General features: G+C 49.2%; 15 protein-coding genes. 13 read left to right on the top strand and 2 right to left on the bottom strand.

Features of this window, described 5'->3' with window-relative positions:
- Positions 1-11 precede the first annotated feature (11 nt).
- Positions 12-1,667 (top strand): ABC transporter permease subunit, encoded by a 1,656-nt coding sequence (locus M1L66_RS20115; protein ID WP_434687802.1) that lies wholly within the window; start codon positions 12-14, stop codon positions 1,665-1,667.
- Between the two features lie 192 nt (positions 1,668-1,859).
- On the opposite strand, the gene M1L66_RS20110 is transcribed toward M1L66_RS20115, so the two are convergent.
- Positions 1,860-2,324: a CYTH domain-containing protein gene (locus M1L66_RS20110; RefSeq protein WP_434687800.1), complete on the bottom strand. Its 465-nt coding sequence runs from the start codon at positions 2,322-2,324 to the stop codon at positions 1,860-1,862.
- A gap of 392 nt (positions 2,325-2,716) precedes the next feature.
- Here M1L66_RS20110 and M1L66_RS20105 point away from each other — a divergent pair, with 392 nt between their 5' ends.
- The 12 genes from M1L66_RS20105 to M1L66_RS20050 all read left to right on the top strand — a co-directional run bounded on the left by M1L66_RS20105 (position 2,717) and on the right by M1L66_RS20050 (position 17,992).
- Positions 2,717-3,823, top strand: a complete 1,107-nt coding sequence (locus M1L66_RS20105; RefSeq protein ID WP_434687798.1) for a galactose ABC transporter substrate-binding protein — start codon at positions 2,717-2,719, stop codon at positions 3,821-3,823.
- Between the two features lie 22 nt (positions 3,824-3,845).
- A complete protein-coding gene (locus M1L66_RS20100) occupies positions 3,846-4,406 on the top strand; it encodes a DJ-1 family glyoxalase III (protein WP_434687797.1) in 561 nt (186 codons plus the stop codon).
- A 19-nt stretch (positions 4,407-4,425) separates the two neighbouring features.
- A complete protein-coding gene (locus M1L66_RS20095; RefSeq protein ID WP_434687795.1) occupies positions 4,426-5,880 on the top strand; it encodes an extracellular solute-binding protein in 1,455 nt (484 codons plus the stop codon).
- A 2-nt stretch (positions 5,881-5,882) separates the two neighbouring features.
- Positions 5,883-8,822: an EAL domain-containing protein gene (locus tag M1L66_RS20090; protein ID WP_434687793.1), complete on the top strand. Its 2,940-nt coding sequence runs from the start codon at positions 5,883-5,885 to the stop codon at positions 8,820-8,822.
- Positions 8,823-9,027: 205 nt separating this feature from the next.
- Complete coding sequence (gene tig, locus M1L66_RS20085) at positions 9,028-10,314, top strand: trigger factor (RefSeq protein WP_434687791.1); 1,287 nt, start codon at positions 9,028-9,030, stop codon at positions 10,312-10,314.
- Positions 10,315-10,396: 82 nt separating this feature from the next.
- Positions 10,397-10,984, top strand: a complete 588-nt coding sequence (gene clpP / locus M1L66_RS20080) for an ATP-dependent Clp endopeptidase proteolytic subunit ClpP (RefSeq protein ID WP_002603539.1) — start codon at positions 10,397-10,399, stop codon at positions 10,982-10,984.
- Positions 10,985-11,019: 35 nt separating this feature from the next.
- Positions 11,020-12,321, top strand: a complete 1,302-nt coding sequence (clpX, locus tag M1L66_RS20075) for an ATP-dependent Clp protease ATP-binding subunit ClpX (protein WP_002603540.1) — start codon at positions 11,020-11,022, stop codon at positions 12,319-12,321.
- 158 nt (positions 12,322-12,479) lie between these two features.
- Positions 12,480-14,798: an endopeptidase La gene (lon, locus tag M1L66_RS20070; RefSeq protein WP_434687788.1), complete on the top strand. Its 2,319-nt coding sequence runs from the start codon at positions 12,480-12,482 to the stop codon at positions 14,796-14,798.
- Between the two features lie 12 nt (positions 14,799-14,810).
- Positions 14,811-15,401, top strand: a complete 591-nt coding sequence (gene yihA, locus M1L66_RS20065; protein WP_002603542.1) for a ribosome biogenesis GTP-binding protein YihA/YsxC — start codon at positions 14,811-14,813, stop codon at positions 15,399-15,401.
- 62 nt (positions 15,402-15,463) lie between these two features.
- Entirely contained in the window at positions 15,464-16,348 is an 885-nt protein-coding gene (locus M1L66_RS20060; RefSeq protein WP_187019225.1) for a transporter substrate-binding domain-containing protein, read from the top strand.
- A 103-nt stretch (positions 16,349-16,451) separates the two neighbouring features.
- Positions 16,452-17,246 (top strand): amino acid ABC transporter permease, encoded by a 795-nt coding sequence (locus tag M1L66_RS20055; protein ID WP_187019628.1) that lies wholly within the window; start codon positions 16,452-16,454, stop codon positions 17,244-17,246.
- Positions 17,247-17,248: 2 nt separating this feature from the next.
- Positions 17,249-17,992, top strand: a complete 744-nt coding sequence (locus M1L66_RS20050) for an amino acid ABC transporter ATP-binding protein (RefSeq protein WP_434687785.1) — start codon at positions 17,249-17,251, stop codon at positions 17,990-17,992.
- A 121-nt stretch (positions 17,993-18,113) separates the two neighbouring features.
- Here M1L66_RS20050 and M1L66_RS20045 read toward each other — a convergent pair whose 3' ends face one another.
- On the bottom strand, positions 18,114-19,535 hold the full coding sequence (locus M1L66_RS20045; protein ID WP_434687783.1) for a PLP-dependent aminotransferase family protein: 1,422 nt from the start codon (positions 19,533-19,535) through the stop codon (positions 18,114-18,116).
- Between the last annotated feature and the right edge of the window lie 147 nt (positions 19,536-19,682).

Genomic DNA, 19,682 nt, shown 5'->3' with positions numbered 1-19,682 from the left:
GATTGATGGATATGGCGAATGGAAATGGTAAGACTCTTACAGCTGAACAGGAACTTAAGCTGCGCCAGCCAATTGAGGATTATGTTGGTAATATACAGAGTAAGATCGACAGCCTCAGAGCGGACGGCACAAACAGAGCAGTCGCTCTTCAGAATTCGATTGACGCAATAAAGAGAGACCGCAGCATCACGAAGGGTGAAAAAGAATCCAGGATTACAGCGTATAAGGCTGAGCTGGATAAAGCAAAAGCAGTTGAAGCAAAAAATAAAGATGAGATTTCAAAATTAATTTCCGACGCAACAGCGTATCTGAAGGCACACTTTGATAAGGATTATTATCAGCCGCTGAAGGAGAGCTGTGAGCAGGAAAAGGTGCTCGCAAAAGAAAAGTACAACAAAAAGATTGCGGAGCTGGAGAAAGAACACCAGAGCACCATGTCAAAGCTTTCTGACCATCAGGAAGTGAAGGATGAAAAGTATGTTCATAAGAACCGGATGTTTGATGCGAAAATGGATTTGGAAAAGGAACTTCAGCAGATCAAGGACAGAAGACACGCGGCGTTTGTCTGGCAGTATCATCTGATCGACTTACTGCGCATATCCAAATTCACCTTCACGGAGTCCAGGGCCCAGAAATGGGAGAACTATAAATATACGTTCAACCGCAGGGAATTTTTACTGCAGAATGGTTTGTATATCGCGATTATCCTGATTTTTATCGGGCTTTGTATCGCCACGCCGATCATAAAGGGCGTGCCCCTGCTTACCTATAATAATATTTTAAATATTCTTCAGCAGGCTTCCCCGCGTATGTTCCTTGCACTCGGTGTAGCGGGACTCATTCTCCTTACCGGTACGGACCTTTCCATTGGCCGTATGGTTGGTATGGGTATGACGACTGCAACCATCATTATGCACCAGGGTATTAATACGGGTATGGTTTTCGGCCATGTATTTGATTTTACGGGCCTTCCTATCGGTGTAAGAGTTGTTTTCGCTCTGTTTATGTGTATCGTTCTGTGTACATGTTTTACCGCAATCGGAGGCTTCTTTACAGCCAGATTCAAGATGCATCCTTTTATTTCAACCATGGCAAACATGCTGGTAATCTTCGGCCTCGTTACGTATGCGACAAAAGGTGTATCCTTCGGTGCAATTGAACCGTCGATTCCGAAGATGATCATCCCGAGACTGAATGGCTTCCCGACTATCATCCTTTGGGCGGTAGCAGCCATTGCAATCGTATGGTTTATCTGGAACAAGACAACATTCGGCAAGAATTTATACGCAGTCGGCGGAAATCCGGAGGCAGCGGCTGTTTCAGGTATTTCCGTATTCTGGGTAACTATGGGCGCATTTATCCTGGCTGGTATTCTTTACGGCTTTGGCGCATGGCTGGAATGTGCAAGAATGGTAGGCTCCGGTTCCGCGGCTTATGGCCAGGGCTGGGAGATGGACGCGATCGCGGCCTGTGTAGTGGGCGGCGTATCCTTTACCGGTGGTATCGGTAAAATTTCAGGCGTAGTAGTCGGCGTACTTATTTTCACCGTACTGATCTACTCCCTTACAATCCTCGGTATCGACACAAACCTTCAGTTTGTATTTGAAGGTATCATCATTATCACGGCAGTAACACTTGACTGTCTGAAATACGTTCAGAAGAAATAAAACAATAATTCACCCAACAGCATGAAAGAATTTGCTTATACGCCAGCGCATCGCAAATTCTTTCATGCCTTTTTTATTTCAAAGGAAAGATGGCCGCTGAAGCGACCGCGCTCCGGCGCGGGAGTCCGGCAAGCCGGACTCTTTCTTGTAAGGGGAAGAATACAATTTCTCCCCAAAGTATTATCCCCAGGCTCAAAGCAGTTCCATATCTGCCAGCCCCGACAACCGGCTGTTCTGAAACTCCCCGGAGTACGTCACATCCCTTCCAAACCATTCCGGAGGAACAAATGCGTTCGCCTCCTCCTCCGTCTCAAACTCCACTTCCGCCAGCATAAGCCCCTCAAACTTCCCTTCAAACACATCGAATTCGATAGTCAAATGTGACCCCTCGACAGGAATCAAGTACCTTTTCTTCGTAAGAATATTCCCATCCGCCTTCCCGATCAAATGCTCATAAGCCTCCTTTGTAAGAGGCAGATTATACTCCTCCCTGGCCAGCTTCCCTCTTGACTTATACGTAAGATAATACGTATCATCCTCCCGTCTCACCCGCACCACCGGCTCTGTACACAGGTAACCCTGCTCAATCGCATGATAAGGATACTCTTTATATCCGGGCAGTGGATAATTTATAAAAAATTTACGTTCTATTTCCATCGATTTCCCTCCATTAACAATCCGTGTAACCATTGCAAAAATAGTATACCATATACTATAAAGAAAATGTAGTCAAGCCTTTTATTTATTATTTAATGTTATTTTAATATTGGGTTTCCCAGCACAGCCAGTACACAGCCCCAGGGTTTGCGGTTGGGGTGAGGGGGACGGGGGAGAACCTGCGACAGTTTCCTTTTCCGAGGCTCGCAGGAACTTAAGCCGAGGAAACAAGAAGCTGTCGCAGGTTCTCCCCCGTCCCCCTCACCCCAACCGCAAACCCTGGGGCGTACCCCCCCAATAATTGTTTCTTCCCAACTCAAGCTGAAACAGTAGATAAAATATCCTAAAAGTGGTAATATAAAATCTACAGACAAAAAACAGGAGAATACATCATGAAAAAGAGAGAAAACCGTATTTTTCCCATCTGTCTGCTGCTGGCTCTGGCGGTCTGCTTTCTGGCGGCGTGTTCGTCCGGAAAAGGCGGGACGCGGGAATCGCCGGGGGCGTCAGAAAGTACGTCCAAAAGTACGTCAGAAAGTGCCAATGGCAGTTGGAAGGGTGCGGATGACAGCGGTGAAAGTGCGGAAGCAGCGGAGAAGAAGCTGCGGATCGGCGTTGCCATCTACCGGTACGACGATAATTTTATGAAGCTGTACCGGGAGGAACTGAGGCAGTATCTGGAGGAAGCGTATAACGCGGAGGTTGTGGTGCGGAACGCCAGGGGAGAGCAGGAGGAACAGATCTCCCAGGTGAATGAGTTTATCGAGGCCGGATACGACGGGATTATTGTGAATCTGGTGGACACGGACCGGGCGGGCGTGATTGCAGATTCCTGCCATGAGGCTGGGATTCCCCTTGTATTTATCAACCGGGAGCCGAAGGCGGACGAGCAGGCCAGATGGAAGGCGGAGAAGATGGCGGTTTCCTGCATTGGAACGGATTCGAAGCAGGCCGGAACCTATCAGGGCGGTATCATACTGGAGACGGAAAAACGCGGAGATTTTAACGGAGATGGCGTCGTGTCCTACGTAATGATTATGGGAGAAAAGGACAATGAGGACAGCAATTACCGCACCGAGTATTCCATAAAGGCGCTGGAGGACGGCGGCATGAAGACGGAAAAGCTGTTTTCGGGCCATGCTGACTGGAAGAAGGAGGAGGGCCGGAAGCTGGCGGAGAAGGCGCTTGCGCTTTATGGCAGGCGGATCGAGGTCATTTTCTGCAACAATGACGCTATGGCCAATGGCGCGTGGGAAGCCATCGACGCGGCGGGCCGGAAAACCGGAAAGGATATCTACTTAGTAGGCGTGGATGCCCTGGAGGAGACGGTTCAGTACATTAAAGAAGGCAAAGTGACGGGAACCGTGCTGAACGATCACACGGGACAGTCCCATACGGCCGCGGACATACTGATGAAGATGATTCACGGTGACGAGGCAGAAACAAGGTATCTGGTGGATTATGTGAAGATTTCTACCATCAGTACCCTGCAAAAATAAACAGACAGAGAGGATTATGATCATGGGAAAAGTATATGCATTTGTAGCAAACGGATCAGAAGAGGTGGAACTGCTGGCAGTCGTGGATGTTCTGCTCAGAGGCGGACAGGATGTGAAGCTGGTTTCCATTACAGGAAGTAAAGCTGTGGTAAGCGCGCATCAGATAAAGCTGCAGGCGGATCTTGAATTTTCCGAGGCAGATTTTTCTGACGCGGATGTTCTGTTTTTACCGGGCGGTATGCCGGGAACGAGGAATCTGGCGGCTCATGAGGGCTTGTGCGGGGAGCTGTTAAAGGCGGATAAGGCTGGAAAGAGACTGGCTGCCATCTGTGCCGGACCCAGTGTCTTCGGCGGACTGGGGATCCTGGAAGGGAGAAAGGCGACGTGTTATCCGGGCTTTGAAGGCGAACTGAAGGGCGCGGAATATACGAGACAGGGCGTAGTGACGGATGGCAATGTGACAACCGCACGGGGCCTTGGCTATGCGCTGGATCTGGGAATTGAACTGCTGGCTTTATTGACGGACAGGGAACATGCGGGTCAGATCAAAGATTCGATCCAGTATGACCAGATTCCAATGTAAGGATAAGGATGTGATGGGGATGAAGATGAAAAAAAGATGGGTACTGCCGGTTCTGGCTGCGGGGATTTTGGCCGCCGGCTTAGCGGGATGTGAAAAGAAGGATCCTTACGGCCTCTCGGCTAAGGATCCGGTGACGATTACCATATGGCACTACTATAACGGCGTCCAGAAGGAAGGCTTCGATCAGCTGGTTCAGACATTTAACGAATCGGAGGGCCGGGAAAAGGGCATAATCGTGGAAGCCTACAGCAAGGGCAGTATCGACGATTTAAGTCAGGCCGTGACGGACAGCATAGATAAGAAGATCGGCTCGGATCCGGTTCCGGATGTCTTCGCGGCTTATGCCGATAAGGTTTATGAGATCGACCAAAGGGGCATGGCGGTTGATCTAAGCAAGTATCTGACCGCCGATGAGATCGGGGAGTATGTGGATGCCTACATAGAAGAAGGCCGGTTTGACGGAAGCGAAGGAATCAAGGTGTTCCCGGTGGCGAAGTCAACGGAAGTATTTGCGATCAACAAGACGGACTGGGATAAGTTTGCCGAGGCAACCGGTGAGACGGACGCGGCGTTCTCTTCCTGGGAGGGGATCACGCGTGTGGCGGAGAAATATTACAAGTGGACCGACAGCCTGACGGAAACGCCGGATGACGGAAAGGCATTTTTCGGAAGAGACGCATTTGCCAACTATATCATCGTCGGAAGCCTGCAGCTTGGACATGAGATTTTCCGCGTGGAAGATGGACACGTGATCATGGATTTTGACAGGACCGCCATGAAGCGGCTCTGGGATAACTATTATATTCCGTATGTCAACGGCTATTTCGGCGCATTCGGAAAGTTCAGAAGCGACGATGTGAAGACGGGACAGCTGGCGGCCTTCGTGGGCTCAACCAGCGGATTCGCCTATTTCCCAACCAGCGTGACGCTGGAAGATGGAACCAGCTATCCCATCGAGAGCAAGGTCTATCCGCTTCCCAACTTCTCCGGGACGGAGCCGTGTGCCGTCCAGCAGGGGGCAGGCATGATGATCTTAAAGTCTGAAGAGAAGAGAGAGTATGCGGCGTCCATCTTTTTGAAGTGGTTTACGGGTGTTGACAATAATATCAGATTTTCCGTCTCCTCCGGCTATCTGCCGGTTAAGAAGGAAGCGGGAGTGAAGGAACGGCTGGAGACCGTGCTGGCGGAGAATGGAGAGGAAGACGCGGCGGGTGAGAATCTACTGATCGGCCTGGAGACTGCCAACAAGTATCAGCTGTATACGACGAAGCCCTTTGAGGGCGGAGATCAGGCGCGCGCCATTTTAAACGCCACCATGGCGGATAAGGCCAGAGAAGACAGAGAGACCGTGCTGTCCCTCATGGCGCAGGGAATGTCCAGGGAAGAAGCGGTAGAGCAGTTTACGGAAGAATCTAACTTTGACCAGTGGTATGAGGATACAAAAGAACAACTGGAGACAATCATCGGAGAGTAGTTATGAAAAAAGGCAGGAATGAATCCATCAGAACCCATCTGCTCTGGCCGTTATTGGTGCTGCTGATTATACAGGCACTGATTATGGCCGGAATGGTTCTGTTCGGCGGTGTTTCTAAAAAACTGAAGAATAATGAAATCCATATTTTGAGTGAGAATACGGATAACACCAGGCTCTATCTGGAGAAGGAGACGATCCACCAGTGGATCAATGTCGTCAATGACTCCGGATCCATGGCGTCTGAGATTCAGTCGGTTTTAGACGAACAGCATAAAGATGCGTCCTGTATTTCAAACGATTATGATTTAAACCGGGAGATTGCCGACGGGATTATGAACAGAGCCGTCGATCTCATGCGCCGCAGCTACGGGACGGGAATATTCGTCGTGCTGGATGGCCCGGCGGCGCAGAACAGTGCGGAAAATACGAAGGCCGGGTTTTACATACGCGATTCTAATCCCGGCAGGAGCTATAATCAGGATAATTCGTCCCTGCTTCTGGAGCGGGGGCTTCCTTCCCTTGCCAATAAATACGGGATTCCCCTGGATTCCTTCTGGGACCTGGGCTTTGATATGACGGCCGATGACGGCAGTACCGATTTCTATAAAAAACCGTTTTATTCCTCCGTGGAGAATCAGGCCGGGGCAGAGGACCGGTTGAATTTTGCCTATTTAAGCAAGCCGTTCCGCCTGAGTCCGAAAGACATTCCTGTCATCACGTATTCCGCTCCCATCATTCTGGAGGACGGAAGCGTCGTGGGCGTGTTCGGACTGGAGATGGGAATCGGAAGGATCGAACAGGTGCTCAGCTCCGACAGGACGGAGAGCAGCTTCGAGGTCTGCTACGCCCTGGGAGTCCGACAGTCGGGAGAGAATACCATCACTCCCGTAGCATCGTCAGGCTATCTTTATAATCAGTATTTCAAGGGAGACGAGTACCTGGAATACACGGATAACGAGGAGGAAGGTATCGGTGAGCTGCATTCCTCCGACCGGGCCGGGTGGTATGCCAGCGTAAAGCAGCTGGATGTGTATAACTATAATACGCCGTTTGAACAGGAGGAATGGGTCCTGGTCGGGATGGCCAGGAAGAACGACCTGCTGTCCTTTTATAATTCCATTCGAAGCATGCTGCTGAGCTCCATTTTGATTCCGATTATTTTAAGCGTATTCGGCGTCTTCATCATTGGCAAGATCGTGACAGACCCGATTCGCGGCCTGGTCAATGAGGTGCGTAAACGGTCTGGAGAACACGGCCTTACGCTGACACGGGTTCACATCGGGGAGATTGATGAACTGACAGAGACCATCGAACAGCTGAGTGCGGATGTGGAGCGGTCAGCATCGAAGATATCCAGCATTTTAGAGCACGCCAACGTGCTGATTGGCGTGTTTGAGTATGAAGAAAACAATGAAAGCGTATTCTGCAGCCGTTCTATTTTTGAGATGATGGGTTGGGAAGAGCCGGGGGAACCGTACTGCTATATGGGCAGCGAGGAGTTTCGGCAGCGGATGGAGGCCGGTATCAGGAATACAAAGAGAGACGGCGAAAATTACCTTTTTCATGTGGAGGCGCGCCCGACGGCAGATGAAGCAGAGAGGAGCGCGTCTGACCGGGCAAATGCGGCCGGTAAGGGGCGCTGGGTCCGTCTCATCCTGGAGACACAGGAGGCGGGAACGGTCCTCGGCGTGCTTTCAGATGTGACGGGCGACGTGGAGGAGAAGGCGAAGCTGGAGCGGGAGAGAAATTACGACCTGCTCACCAACCTTTATAACAGAAGGGCATTCCGGGAACAGCTGGTGGTGGCCATGGCGGATGGAACCATTCAGACCGCGGCTGTGGCCATGTGGGATCTCGATAATTTAAAGTATATCAACGATACGTACGGCCATGATGAGGGCGACCGCTATATCGTTCTGTTTGCCAACTGCTTAAAGCGGCTGGAAGAGGAAGGCGCCATTGTATCGCGCTATTCCGGCGATGAATTTGTCACGCTGATTTACGGGGGTGGAAAAGAGGAGATCAGGCGGAGAGTCCAGTCCTTCATGCAGTTTTTGCAGTCTACCAGCCTGGAGATGAAGGGTGGGTATCAGATTCCTGTCCGCGTTTCCGGAGGCATGGCGTGGTATCCGGATGATGCCGTGGATTTTGATACACTGTTAAATTACGCTGATTTTGCCATGTACATGGTTAAGCACAGCGTGAAAGGCATTATCATGGAATTCGATTCCAACGATTATTCCAACAATTCCTATATGCTGGCCGGGCGGGAAGAATTAAACCGGATGCTGGAGACGCGGGAAGTGGATTTTGCATTCCAGCCAATCACGAGGCGGGACGGAAGCGTCTTTGGCTATGAGCTGCTGATGCGGCCCAATTTTACGAATTTAAAGGGAATCAAAGAGGTGCTGAATCTGGCACGGGCTCAGGCGAAGCTTACACAGATGGAGACGCTGACCTGGTATGCCGGTCTGAAGGCTGTGGAAAAACAGGATCAGGCGGGCGCTCTGGGACAGACGGAACGGCTTTTCATCAACTCCATTGCCAGCGCCTGTATGTCGAAGGAGGAGGAAGCCGATCTCTGGAACCGGTACAGCCGCTATCTGTCCCGTGTCGTGACGGAGCTTACGGAAGGGGAACCCGTGAATCAGGAGTATATGAGCCGTAAAATTGCGGTGACTAAAAAGTGGAACGGTCTTATCGCTATTGACGATTTCGGAGCTGGCTACAACAGTGAAACCGTGCTTCTCGACATGGCGCCTGATATCATCAAGGTGGATATGAGTCTCGTGCAGCGTATCCATGAAGATCCCAACCGTCAGCTGATTCTGAATAATATCCTGGACTTTGCGGGGCAGAACCATATCACGGTTCTGGCAGAGGGAGTGGAGACGAAGGAAGAACTGGAATTTCTGATTCAATGCGGCGTCGAGCTGTTCTAGGGATACTATATCGGACGGCCTCAGTTGGAAATCCGTCCAATCGATCCGTACATTGTCAGGAAAATGCAGGATTTTGCCCAAAAATCGGACTTTTCACAGAAATAGTACTGGAATTTACCGAATGAGTATGCTATAATGCTAAATTGAAGTGTAACGCCCTGTCGGTATGGCGGTTCACATATATATTCAAGGAGGAACCCATAGAATGAGTTTACAAGTAGAGAAATTAGAAAAGAACATGGCAAAATTAACCGTAGAGGTACCAGCTGAACAGTTTGAAAAAGCGCTCACCACGGCTTTTAATAAGAATAAGAGCAGATTCAACATACCTGGCTTCAGAAAAGGAAAAGCTCCTCAGGCCATGGTAGAGAAGATGTACGGCGTAGAGGTATTATATGAGGATGCCATCAACGAAGCACTCGACGCAACATACGGCGATGCCGTAACAGAGAGTGAACTGGACGTTGTATCCAGACCTGAAATCGACGTTGTACAGGTTGAAAAAGGGAAAGAATTAATCTATACAGCTACCGTAGCTGTTAAGCCGGAAGTGACTCTCGGCGAGTACAAAGGAATCGAAGTAGAGAAAGCATCCGCTGAAGTGAGCGACGAGGACATCGAAGCAGAGCTTAAGAAGGTTCAGGAGCAGAACTCCAGACTAATCACCGTAGAGGACAGAGCAGTAGAAGACGGAGACCAGACGGTTGTTGATTTCGAAGGATTTGTAGACGGGACTCCGTTTGAAGGAGGAAAGGGCGAGGGTTATCCTTTAACTATTGGTTCCCATTCCTTCATCGATACATTCGAAGAGCAGTTAATCGGTAAGAACATCGGCGAAGAGTGCGAAGTAAACGTAACTTTCCCGGAGGAATACCATGCAAAGGAACTTGCCGGTAAGCCAGCAGTATTCAAGGTAACCGTTAAGGAGATCAAAAGAAAAGAGCTTCCGGAGTTAAACGATGAGTTTGCCGGAGAAGTTTCCGAGTTCGAGACTCTCGAAGAGTACAAGAACGATGTAAAGGCCAAGCTTTCCTTAACAAAGCAGAAAGAAGCCGCTACAGAGAATGAGAATCATGTTGTTGACAAGGTGGTGGAGAATGCCACAATGGACATTCCTGAGCCGATGATCGACAGCCAGGTAAACAACATGGTCAACGATTATGCAAGAAGAATGCAGAGCCAGGGCCTTTCCCTTGAGCAGTACATGCAGTTCACAGGCATGACGATCGATACATTAAAAGAGCAGATGAAGCCGCAGGCTGTCAAGAGAATTCAGACAAGACTCGTATTAGAGGCGATAGTAAAAGCTGAAAACATCACGGTTTCCGATGAAGCTGTTGAGAAAGAGATCGCAGATATGGCTGAATCCTACAAGATGGAAGTTGCCCAGATCAAGGAATACATGGGAGAGAACGGCGTCGAGCAGATGAAGGAAGACTTAGCAGTTCAGGAAGCAGTTGATTTCCTGGTTGCTGAGGCAAAGTTAGTTTAAATACGTTCTGAAGACCGGGGAGATTCCTGATTATGTTTGGAATCTGCTCGGCTTTCGTAATATAAGGACAGGAGGAAACAAGATGAGTTTAGTACCTTATGTCATTGAATCGACGAGTAAGGGCGAGCGTTCTTACGATATTTATTCAAGACTCTTAAAAGAAAGAATTATTTTCCTGGGTGAAGAAGTGACAGACGTGTCCGCGAGCATTGTTGTAGCCCAGCTTCTGTTTCTGGAGGCGGAAGATCCTAACAAGGACATCAACCTCTACATCAACAGCCCGGGTGGCTCTGTAACCGCGGGTATGGCGATCTATGATACGATGAACTATATCAAGTGTGACGTTTCCACCGTATGTATGGGCATGGCGGCCAGCATGGGCGCATTTTTACTGTCCGGCGGTGCAAAGGGAAAGAGATTCGCTCTTCCAAACGCGGAGGTCATGATTCATCAGCCTTCCGGCGGCGCACAGGGACAGGCGACCGAGATCCGGATTGTTGCTGAAAACATTTTAAAGATCAAGAAGCGTTTGAATGAGATTCTGGCTGCAAACACAGGCCAGCCGTATGAAGTGATCGAACGCGATACAGAGCGCGATAACTACATGAACGCCGAAGAAGCAAAGGCTTACGGTCTGATTGATGAAATTATCTACAGCCACGAGCATTAAGTTAGTGATTAATTGAGAAAGAATGAGGTGTGTATATGCCGGTCAGAACAGACGACAAAATCCGATGCTCTTTTTGCGGGAAAACGCAGGACCAGGTAAAGAAGCTGATTGCCGGTTCCAATAATGTCTATATCTGTGACGAGTGTATTGATCTCTGCGCGGAGATATTAGAAGAAGAGTTCGACAGTCATGAAGAAGAAGGACCTGATTTCAGCGACATCAACTTAATGAAGCCGAAGGAGATCAAGTCATTTCTGGATGACTACGTCATCGGACAGGATGGCGCCAAAAAGGTGTTGTCCGTAGCGGTCTATAATCACTATAAGAGAATCACATCCAGACGAAACATGGATGTGGATGTACAGAAGAGTAATATCCTGATGCTGGGACCGACCGGTTCCGGTAAGACGTATCTGGCACAGACGCTCGCAAAGGTGCTCAACGTGCCGTTTGCCATCGCGGACGCCACAGCGCTTACCGAGGCGGGATACGTGGGCGAGGATGTGGAGAACATTCTGCTCAAGCTGATTCAGTCCGCAGATTACGATATCAGCAGGGCTGAGTACGGCATTATCTATATCGATGAGATTGACAAGATCACGAAAAAATCCGAAAACGTGTCCATCACGAGAGATGTATCCGGTGAAGGGGTGCAGCAGGCACTCTTAAAGATTCTGGAGGGAACGGTCGCCAGCGTGCCGCCTCAGGGTGGAAGAAAGCATCCTCATCAGGAGCTTCTTCAGATCGATACCACCAACATTCTGTTCATCTGCGGCGGTGCCTTCGATGGGCTCGAGAAGATCATCGAGAGCCGTTTAAGCGCGGGCTCCATCGGTTTCAACGCCGAGATCGTGGATAAGAACAGAACCGATATTGACGACCTGTTGAAGAAAGTACTTCCGCAGGATCTCGTAAAATTTGGTCTGATTCCGGAATTTATCGGCCGTGTGCCGGTTACCGTGTCATTAGAGCTTCTCGACAAGGCAGCGCTGGTAAAGATTCTGACAGAACCGAGAAATGCCCTGATCAAGCAGTATCAGAAGCTGTTTGAGCTGGACGATGTAAAACTGGAGCTGACCGAGGAAGCAGTCGAAAGGATTGCGGAGCTGGCAGTGGAGAGAAAGACGGGAGCCAGAGGCCTGCGTTCCATTATGGAAAGCGTTATGATGGATATCATGTATGAGATTCCATCCGACAGCAACATCGGTATCTGTACGATCACCAAGGCTGTTGTGAATAAAGAGGGAGAACCGGAGATCATCTACAGAGATACGACGGTGCCCAGAAAATCCCTGGCCCAGAAACTGAGAAAAGATAAGACAGGCGAGATTGCATAGGATCCAGAGAAAGTTCGGAAAGGTGTTACAGCAGGAAGAACTGCTGCAGCACCTTTCCTTATTTACGCCGGGAGGCACTAGTACAGCGTTGCATAAGTTCCGGTGAATGCTGTACTAGATGGATCCATCTGTCCTGTCGGGATGCAAAGGAGAGAAATATGGAAGATAAGACAATAACGATGCCGGTCATTGCTTTGCGTGGCATGACTGTCCTTCCTAAAATGATGATACATTTCGATATCAGCCGCAGCAAGTCCATCGCGGCTGTGGAGAAGGCGATGATCGGAGACCAGAGAGTCTGCCTCGTCACTCAGAAGAACAGCGAGGAGGCCGATCCGGGAGTCGACGAGCTTCACCAGGTGGGCTGTGTGGCACTGATCAAGCAGCTGGTGAAGATTCCGAATAATGTGGTTCGCGTCATGGTCGAGGGCCAGGAGCGTGTGGAGCTTCTGGGACTGGACAGCGAGGAACCCATGCTTGTCGGTGAGATCGGAACCTTAACAGAGTCGGAGGATTCCCTGGACTACGTCACGAGACAGGCTATGGTGCGTATTCTGAAAGAAAAGCTGGAGGAATACGGCAAGGAGAATCCCCGGATGCTGAAGGAGGTCTTCCCGAACCTGATGATGGTTACGGACTTAGGCGAGCTTTTGGATCAGATTGCGATCCAGCTTCCATGGGACTACAAGAACCGCCAGAAGGTTCTGGAGTGTGTACTGCTGGAAGAGCGTTATGAGACCGTCATGAGAAACCTTCTGACCGAGATCGAGATTACCCGTGTAAAACGGGAGATTCAGGGACGTGTCAAGGAGAATGTGGATAAGAATCAGAAGGACTATATCCTGCGGGAGCAGCTGAAGGTGATCCGTGAGGAGCTGGGCGAGGACAACCCGCTGTCCGATGCCGACGAGTATGAGAAGCAGCTTAAGGCTTTAAAGGCGGACAAGGAGACGAAGGACAAGATTCACAGAGAGATCGAACGGTTCAAGGCTATGCCGGGCGGAAGCCAGGAGGCCAACGTACTCCGCATGTATCTGGAGACAGTGCTGGACCTTCCGTGGAAAAAGGTGTCGAAGGACAATAACAACATATCGCATGCCGAGGCGATTTTAAACGCGGATCATTATGGGCTGGAAAAGGTAAAGGAGAGAATCCTGGAATACCTGGCCGTCCGTGTTCTGACGAAGAAAGGAACGAGCCCGATTATCTGCCTTGTGGGACCTCCGGGAACCGGTAAGACGTCCATCGCGCGCTCCGTGGCCAGGGCGCTGAACAAGCAGTACGTCCGCATCAGCCTTGGCGGAATCCACGACGAGGCTGAGGTCCGTGGCCACAGAAAGACATACGTCGGCGCCATGCCGGGCCGTATCGTGGAAGCCATGCGGCAGGCCGGAGTCAGCAATCCGCTGATGCTTCTGGATGAGATCGACAAGGTGAGCAGCGACTATAAGGGAGATACTTCCTCTGCGCTGCTGGAGGTGCTGGACAGCGAACAGAATGTAAAGTTCCGTGACCACTATGTGGAACTCCCCATCGATTTGTCCAATGTGCTTTTTATCGCCACGGCGAATACGACGCAGACCATACCGGGACCGCTGCTCGACCGTATGGAAGTGATTGAAGTAAACAGCTATACAGAGAATGAAAAGTTCCATATTGCGAAAAACTATCTGGTAAGAAAGCAGCTGGAGCGGAACGGTCTGACGGAAGAACAGGTTTCCATTACCGATAAGGCTCTTGAGAAGATTATCCATAATTATACAAGGGAAGCCGGAGTGAGAAATTTGGAGCGCCGGATCGGGGATATCTGCCGGAAGGCCGCCAGAGAGTTCCTGGAAGATAAGAAGAAGGCCATCGGGATTACGGAAAATGGGCTGGAAAAGTATCTGGGCAAGGAGAAAATCACCTTCGAGGATGTCAATGAGGAAGATCAGGTGGGAATCGTCAGAGGACTGGCATGGACCAGCGTAGGCGGAGACACTCTGCAGATCGAGGTCAACGTCATGCCCGGAAAGGGAACGATGCAGATGACAGGCCAGATGGGCGATGTGATGAAGGAATCGGCCCAGACGGCATTAAGCTATATCCGTTCCATCTGCCCGGAGTACGGCGTGGCGGACGATTACTTTGAAAAACACGATATCCACCTCCATATTCCGGAGGGAGCAGTTCCGAAGGATGGTCCGTCGGCAGGCATTACCATGGCGACCGCCATGCTGTCGGCTGTCACGGGAAGAAAGGTGGATGCGAAGCTGGCCATGACGGGAGAGATCACACTGCGCGGAAGGGCGCTTCCGATCGGCGGCTTAAAGGAGAAGATCCTGGCTGCCAGGATGGCACATATGAAGAGAGTTCTCGTGCCGGATAAGAACAGGCCCGACATTGCGGAGCTGTCGAAGGAGATCACGAAGGGGCTGACCATCATTTTTGTGAAGGATATGGCAGACGTGCTGAAGGAAGCCCTTGTAAGCGAATAGAAAGGAAGCCATATGATAATCAAAACAGTAGAACTGGAGACCGTGTGCGGAATTACCAGTAAGCTGCCGGACAATACGAAGCCGGAGTTTGCATTTGCAGGGAAGTCCAATGTGGGGAAGTCGTCGCTGATTAACGCGCTGATGAACCGCAAGGCGTACGCGCGCACGTCCTCCCAGCCGGGCAAGACCCAGACCATTAATTTCTACAATATCAACGATGCCCTTTATTACGTGGATTTACCGGGCTACGGCTACGCAAAGGTAGCTCAGGAAGTAAAGGCCAAGTGGGGGAAGATGATTGAAAACTATCTCCACCAGTCTCCCATGCTGAAGCGTGTGTTCCTGCTCATCGACATCCGCCATGATCCATCCGTCAACGACAAGACCATGTACGACTGGATCGTGTACAACGGATATCAGCCGGTTATCATTGCGACGAAGCTGGACAAGATCAACCGGAGCCAGGTGCAGAAGCATATGAAGATGGTTCGTCAGGGACTGGGAATCGGTCAGGATGTGACGGTTATCCCATTTTCCGCTGAAACGAAACAGGGAAGAGACGAAATATGGGCTCTGATCGAGGAAATGATGGGAGAGTCTTGACAAGGAGACAAAATCTTTTTATAATAAACCTATTTATGAGATAGTGCAGAGGAGAAAAAGTTATGAAAAAGACAGGAAAGAGTTTGGCAGCAGCCTGCCTTGCGGTGGTTTTAGCCGTATCGGCGCTGACTGCGTGTGGGAACAAGAATGCGGCAGAGAGTACACCGGCCGCCGGAGCAGAGGCGAATGAAGGCGGAGAGAAGGTATTGAAGGTTGCGATGGAGTGCAGCTACGCACCGTATAACTGGACCCAGCCTACGGATGCCAACGGCGCTGTCGCGATTTCAGGAGGTTCTGATTTTGCGTACGGCTATGACGTTATGATGGCGAAAAAGATCGCTGATACACTGGGTCTTAAGTTGGAGATCGTTAAGCTGGACTGGGATTCCCTTGTACCGGCTGTACAGTCGGGAAAGGTTGACTGTGTCATTGCGGGACAGTCCATCACCGCTGAGCGCCTTCAGTCTGTAGATTTTACGGAGCCGTATTACTATGCGACGATCGTAACTCTGGTAAAGACAGGCGGAAAGTATGAGAACGCGGCCAGCGTTGCAGACCTTGCAGGAGCCACAGCTACCTCTCAGTTGAACACAATCTGGTACGACAACTGCCTGCCGCAGATCCCGGATGGCAACATTCAGCCGGCACAGGAGTCTGCACCGGCCATGCTGGTAGCTTTAAACTCCGGCAGATGTGATCTGGTTGTGACAGACAAGCCTACCGGACAGGCTGCACTCATTGCGTATCCGGATTTCAAGCTGCTTGATTTCACGGGCAAGGACGGCGAGTTCCAGGTATCGGATGAAGATATCAACATCGGTATTTCTTTAAAGAAGGGGAATACAGAGTTAAAGGACGCCATCAACAGTGTATTGGCTACGATGACAAAAGATGATTATAATAAGATGATGGAAGAGGCGATTTCCGTTCAGCCATTATCAGAATAATCTTACATTACAGAAATCGGCAGGGCATGCAGGCACGGGACAGGGCAGTTTCATTCCGTGCCGCTTGTTCTGTTTCAATTAAATTGGAGGTAATCTTATGTCGCTGCCGTCAGATTTTTTTGGAAGGATTGTATTTATCCTGCAGAAATACGGAGTATCATTTTTAAACGGCGCCGGAAAGACTATGGCGATCGCCCTTGTCGGTACACTGATCGGCTGTATCATCGGATTTGCGGTCGGAATCGTCCAGACAATACCGGTGGATAAGAAGGATAATCCTGTTAAAAGGGGAGTTCTGGGACTTATCAAGCTGATCTTAAATATCTACGTGGAAGTATTCCGCGGAACGCCCATGATGGTTCAGGCCATGTTTATTTACTATGGATCTTCTGTTCTGTTTGGTTTTAACATGTCCCAGACGTTTGCCGCTTACTTTATTATATCCATTAATACGGGTGCTTACATGGCGGAGACGGTACGCGGCGGCATCCTTTCCATCGATCCGGGACAGACAGAGGGCGCGAAAGCCATCGGTATGAATCATATCCAGACTATGGTCAATGTTATCATGCCTCAGGCGCTGCGCAACATCATGCCTCAGATCGGCAATAACTTAATTATTAACATAAAGGATTCTTCCGTTCTTTCCGTGATCGGCGTCGTAGAGCTGTTCTATGCAACGAAGGGCGTGGCCGGCGCTTACTATACGTATTTTGAGGCATTTACCATTACGATGGTGATTTACTTTATCCTTACCTTCACCTGCTCCAGAATTCTGCGTCACTGGGAGAAGAAGATGGACGGTCCGGACAGCTACGATCTAGCTACCACGGATACGCTTGCCTACACCAGCGGCCTGGTGAAATTCCCAGATCCAAACGAGAAGGAGGATAAGTAATTATGGCAGGAAATACAGTACTGGAAATCCATCATTTAAGCAAGACGTTCGGAACGAACGTGGTTCTCCGGGATATCGATTTCTCCGTGGCTGAGGGCGATGTGACGTGTATCATAGGCGCCTCCGGTTCCGGTAAATCCACACTGCTGCGCTGTGTCAACCTTCTGGAGACACCGACTACGGGAGAGATCCTGTATCACGATAAGGACATTACGGACAGAAAGATGAACGCCGCCTCCTACCGTACGCGCGTAGGTATGGTGTTCCAGAACTTCAACCTCTTTAATAACATGACAGTGCTTGACAACTGTATGGTCGGCCAGATCAAGGTTTTAAAGAAGGACAAGGAAGAAGCAAAGCGTAAGGCCATGCTTTATCTGGAGAAGGTAGGAATGGCTCCCTATATCAACGCAAAGCCGAGGCAGCTGTCCGGCGGCCAGAAGCAGCGTGTGGCAATCGCCAGGGCACTCGCCATGGAACCGGAGATTCTGTTGTTCGACGAGCCGACGTCCGCTCTGGACCCGCAGATGGTGGGCGAGGTGCTTGCCGTCATGAGGACGCTTGCAAAAGAGGGATTGACCATGATTATCGTCACCCACGAGATGGCGTTCGCCCGCGACGTTGCGAACCACGTTGTGTATATGGCGGGCGGGGTGATCGAGGAAGAGGGCGCTCCGGCGGATATCTTCGGAAACCCGCAGAAGAACTCGACCAGGGAGTTTTTGAACCGGTTTATGCAGGGGTAGGCGGAGGAAATAACGGATAGTCGAAACGGCATAAAAGTTCATATGGAAGGTTTGTGTTGGAAGCCCTGCAAAGTCTGGTGATTTTGCGGGGCTTCCAACTTAGGCAGAGCAGCTTCGTGTTTCAAAACAAATTGCCGCATTTATTTGAAATGAGAAAATCACTAATTGTACCAATACCTTTGATGATTTTTTCATCTGATAAATGGGAATATCCCAACATAATTTCATCGTCATGTTCTGTGTTTTTTTCCAGATAATAATTAGAAGGTCGATAGATTCTAACTCCTTTTTCCAGCAGTGCTTTATCGATTTCCTCTGTAAACAGTAAATCGTGAAATTTTACAACTAGGTGTAACCCTGTTGCGTGCCCCAAAATAGCAAACTGGCCCGGAAAATGACAAGACAACTCGTTGAGTAGAAGCTTTCTCCTTCTGCCATAGAGCTTTTTCATTTTCCAAATATGTTTTTCAAAATATCCCTCCTGTATGAATTGGGCTAATGTATATTGCCCTAAAACATCCGTATGAACATCCGAATACATTTTCAGTTTCTTACATGGTAAAAGCAATTTATCCGGCAAAATCATAAATCCCAGCCGAAGTGCGGGAGCGAGTATTTTACTGAACGAACCAAGATAAATAACACGCTGCGGGTTCAATTCATATAAAGAACTGATAGGAGGGCCTTCATATCTAAATTCGCCGTCATAGTCGTCCTCTACTATATAGCAGTTATTTTGTTCCGCAAAACGAATAAGTTCTAAACGCCTTCTGATAGGTAAAACGCCTCCCATTGGATATTGATGTGAAGGCGTTGTATAAACAAATGAGACATTTTTCTTATCACGCATAAAATCAATGCAAATCCCATTATCATCAACGGGAACACCTTCAATCATACATCCGGTAGAGGTTATTACCTTCCTTAAGCCAGAATGTGTTGGTTCCTCGATTAAAACAATGTTATCTTTGGCTTTCAAGATATGAGAAATCAGCGACAAGCCTTGTGTTGCTCCGGAAGTAATAACAATCTGACGGGGAGTACAGGACAACCCTCTTGTTCGATATAAATATTTCGCAATTGCTTCCTGTAATTCCTGTACGCCAAAGGTCTTGCAATAGCCGAAAGATGATGGCTCAATTCTATTGCACACTTCACGGTAGATATTTCCCCAAAGTTTATGCGGAAAATACTCTAAAGCTGGTAATCCGGTGCGAAAGTCAATGATGTCTGCGGGGCGTTGCATTTTATTCTGTTTCGCCGTAGTGCTGTTATTAACAGACGGAATCAAATCAAGGGCGTGCAGTTCGTCTGCGACCACTGTGCCTGATCCCTTTATTGTTTTTAGATACCCTTCAGCAGCTAGCTGACTATACGTTTCAATAATTGTGTTTCTGGAAACAGCAAGTTCTGATGATAATTTACGAGTTGATGGAAGTTTATATCCAGAAGGTAACATACCGTTCAATATTTTTTGGCGGATTTGTGTATAAATTTGCCGCTCTAATGTAAGTTGACTGTCACGATTTATTTCTATCCACATAGTAATCCTTTCTTTTAAAAGTGGTTCTATAAAAATAACTATATAGTGGAACTTTAAAACCCACTTTTAAATTGATACAATTGTAGCATAAATCAAGAGGACAAGAAAGGATGAAGTAAAATGATTAAAAAATACGCATCAGTAAAA

It is taken from the genome of Hungatella sp. SB206 (assembly GCF_051132295.1).
Lineage (GTDB): Bacteria > Bacillota > Clostridia > Lachnospirales > Lachnospiraceae > Hungatella > Hungatella effluvii.
The sequence above is the reverse complement of the archived record's forward strand: the minus strand, read 5'-3'. Positions and strand labels throughout refer to the sequence as shown.

Coding starts and splice junctions, on each gene's coding strand:
- M1L66_RS20115 (WP_434687802.1), top strand. CDS start 12: ATGGCGAATGGAAATGGTAAGACTCTTACAGCTGAACAGGAACTTAAG.
- M1L66_RS20110 (WP_434687800.1), bottom strand. CDS start 2,324: ATGGAAATAGAACGTAAATTTTTTATAAATTATCCACTGCCCGGATAT.
- M1L66_RS20105 (WP_434687798.1), top strand. CDS start 2,717: ATGAAAAAGAGAGAAAACCGTATTTTTCCCATCTGTCTGCTGCTGGCT.
- M1L66_RS20100 (WP_434687797.1), top strand. CDS start 3,846: ATGGGAAAAGTATATGCATTTGTAGCAAACGGATCAGAAGAGGTGGAA.
- M1L66_RS20095 (WP_434687795.1), top strand. CDS start 4,426: ATGAAGATGAAAAAAAGATGGGTACTGCCGGTTCTGGCTGCGGGGATT.
- M1L66_RS20090 (WP_434687793.1), top strand. CDS start 5,883: ATGAAAAAAGGCAGGAATGAATCCATCAGAACCCATCTGCTCTGGCCG.
- tig (WP_434687791.1), top strand. CDS start 9,028: ATGAGTTTACAAGTAGAGAAATTAGAAAAGAACATGGCAAAATTAACC.
- clpP (WP_002603539.1), top strand. CDS start 10,397: ATGAGTTTAGTACCTTATGTCATTGAATCGACGAGTAAGGGCGAGCGT.
- clpX (WP_002603540.1), top strand. CDS start 11,020: ATGCCGGTCAGAACAGACGACAAAATCCGATGCTCTTTTTGCGGGAAA.
- lon (WP_434687788.1), top strand. CDS start 12,480: ATGGAAGATAAGACAATAACGATGCCGGTCATTGCTTTGCGTGGCATG.
- yihA (WP_002603542.1), top strand. CDS start 14,811: ATGATAATCAAAACAGTAGAACTGGAGACCGTGTGCGGAATTACCAGT.
- M1L66_RS20060 (WP_187019225.1), top strand. CDS start 15,464: ATGAAAAAGACAGGAAAGAGTTTGGCAGCAGCCTGCCTTGCGGTGGTT.
- M1L66_RS20050 (WP_434687785.1), top strand. CDS start 17,249: ATGGCAGGAAATACAGTACTGGAAATCCATCATTTAAGCAAGACGTTC.
- M1L66_RS20045 (WP_434687783.1), bottom strand. CDS start 19,535: ATGTGGATAGAAATAAATCGTGACAGTCAACTTACATTAGAGCGGCAA.